General features: G+C 70.6%; 3 protein-coding genes and 1 pseudogene. 3 read left to right on the top strand and 1 reads right to left on the bottom strand.

Annotated elements, in window-relative coordinates:
• Positions 1 to 199 precede the first annotated feature (199 nt).
• Genes AC01Y6_RS10230 through AC01Y6_RS10220 form a run of 3 tightly spaced genes read left to right on the top strand, consistent with a single transcriptional unit; the run spans position 200 to position 911 of the window.
• Positions 200 to 442: an RNA 2'-phosphotransferase gene (locus tag AC01Y6_RS10230; RefSeq protein WP_428720844.1), complete on the top strand. Its 243-nt coding sequence runs from the start codon at positions 200 to 202 to the stop codon at positions 440 to 442.
• 50 nt (positions 443 to 492) lie between these two features.
• Positions 493 to 648, top strand: coding sequence for a hypothetical protein (locus tag AC01Y6_RS10225; protein ID WP_476671403.1), 156 nt, complete (start codon positions 493 to 495; stop codon positions 646 to 648).
• Positions 645 to 911, top strand: a complete 267-nt coding sequence (locus AC01Y6_RS10220; protein ID WP_476671402.1) for a hypothetical protein — start codon at positions 645 to 647, stop codon at positions 909 to 911. Before AC01Y6_RS10225 ends, AC01Y6_RS10220 begins: the two co-directional genes overlap by 4 nt.
• A gap of 53 nt (positions 912 to 964) precedes the next feature.
• Here the strand turns inward: AC01Y6_RS10220 and AC01Y6_RS10215 are convergent.
• Positions 965 to 1959, bottom strand: a pseudogene (locus AC01Y6_RS10215) (IS630 family transposase); the annotation flags it as partial.
• Between the last annotated feature and the right edge of the window lie 92 nt (positions 1960 to 2051).

The raw sequence follows: 2051 nt of genomic DNA, 5'->3' as shown, positions 1-2051 counted from the left end.
GGCCCGTGCGGGTGGTGGGCCGGGCCAGGCGGGAGGACCACCCCTTCCTCTTGGAGCTCGCGGAGGAGGTGGTGCGGGCCTTTCCGGGAAAGAGCGGCCTGGTCCTGGTGAGCCCCGAGCGGGTGCGGGTGGCCTACCGGGAAGAGGGCCTGGGGGCCGCAAGGTAAGCGGCCCCACGGCCAGGGGCAGGAGGTGCGGGATGGTCGCGCTCCTGCCCAACACGGACGGCGTTCCCAAGGCCAGGCTTTCCGACCGGGCCCTCGAGGCCCTCATCCGGCGCGAGGGGGCCTACGTCCACCCCCGGCTGGTGAAGGAAGGGTGGGTGGACCTCGAGGTCCTCGAGGCCCTCGGCCACGTGGAGGTGGCGGAGCTCCACCCCCTTCCGGGGGAGCGGGTCTTCGTGCCCACCCGGGCCGGGTGGGCGGTCCTGGAGGTGGCCTAGGGCGAGGGGGGGCTTCCGCCCCCCTCGTTCCGGGGTGAAGGAGGTGAGTGATGAAGTGGGCCTACGCGAACCGCGTCCTGAAGGAGCGGAAGTACGCGGCCATGAAGGCGGGGGTGGCCAAGTGGCTCAAGCGGGCGAGCCACAGGTGGGAGCGGCGGCAGGCCAACCGCTTCCTCAAGGAAGCTACCGGAGAGGTGGAGGCGTGAGGGCGGCCCGGCACCTGGAGGAGATGGGCCAGGCCGCCCGGGCCCTCGCCCTCTACGCCGAGGACCTCCGCCGCTTCCTGGAGGCCCACCCTCTTTCGGCTCCCGAGGTGGCCCCCGAGGTGGAAGGGGCGGTGAGGGCGCTCCGGGCCCTGGTCTCCCGGCTCTACGCCCTCGAGGCCAGGCTCAAGGCCCCCCACGGTCAGCGAAGCTACCTTGCGGACAAGTCGGCGGAAGCGCTCAGGGAGCTCTTCGGGGAGGTGTGAGATGGGGCACACGCACATAGACCTTGCAACACCTCCTGCCTCATCCGCTCCCGCAGCCTCTCCAAGGCCTCGGCCACCGCCCGCCTCAGCTCCCCCACGCTCCCGTAGTGCCGCCTTGGCATCAAAAACCCCTTCACCCGCCGCCAGATGCTCTCCACCGGGTTCAGGTGCGGGCTGTATCGCGGCAGGTAGGCCACCTCTAGCCCCCGCTCCCTCCACCTCCCCGCCGCCTCCCGAAAGGCCCGGGACCGGTGAAAGGGCGCGTTGTCCAGGAACACCACCCCACGCACCCCCTCCCGCGCCACCTCCCGGCTCAGCCCCTCCAGGTAGGCCACCACCTCCCCCGTCCCGCACCGCCCCTCCAGAAGCCTGTATCCCAGGACCCAGCCCCCCTGGGGAAGCCTCTCCAGGTGCGCCACCGCGTTCACCCGCCCCGACCTCCCCCAGGCCCGGGGCACCCTTTTGGCCTCCCCCTTCCTCGCCCAAGCATAGGTGGGAGGCAGGGAAAGCCCAAACCCGCTTTCATCCAAAAAGAACACCCTCAGCCCCCCCTTTCCGCCTCCCCCAAGGCCGCCTTGAACCCCTCCACCTCCTCCTCCTTGGGCTTCCCCGTGGGCACGTACCGCGTCCGTTTCCACCGGTAGCCCATCTCCAAGAGCTTCCGCCGTACCGTCCCCGGGTGGAAGGTCACGAAGAAGTGCCTCTCCAAAGCCTCCAGCAGACGGGGGGCCGTCCAGGCTTCCTCCCCCGCCAAGAGTTCCCTCAGGAAGGCGCTCATGGCCGGGGTCCAGCGGGGCCTGGCCCCGGGGGGCTTACCGTCTGCAAGACCCTCTATCCCCCTCTCCAGCCACCGCCTGAGGTCGCGGTGGAGGGTGGTGCGGTCCAGGCCCAGGTGGCGGGCAATCCTGGGGGCGGTCCACCCCTGGGCGGCCAGGCGGATGGCCTGGGCCCGGCGCCGGACCTTGAAGGGGACCACGGGGTTGGTCTCCAGCTCCCGGAGCTGGGCCTCCTGCTCGGGAGTCAGGTGTATGCGAAGGGGAGCGGGCATGTAGATAGTTTAATGCATGGACGCTTAGCCCCTTTTCCCGGGCGCGGGAGGACTCCCTCACCGCGCTCTTGCCGTACTGGGAGATCCAGGAC

This window comes from Thermus sp., from assembly GCF_056332225.1.
The sequence above is the reverse complement of the archived record's forward strand: the minus strand, read 5'-3'. Positions and strand labels throughout refer to the sequence as shown.

Coding starts and splice junctions, on each gene's coding strand:
- AC01Y6_RS10230 (WP_428720844.1), top strand. CDS start 200: ATGGTCGCGCTCCTGCCCAACACGGACGGCGTTCCCAAGGCCAGGCTT.
- AC01Y6_RS10225 (WP_476671403.1), top strand. CDS start 493: ATGAAGTGGGCCTACGCGAACCGCGTCCTGAAGGAGCGGAAGTACGCG.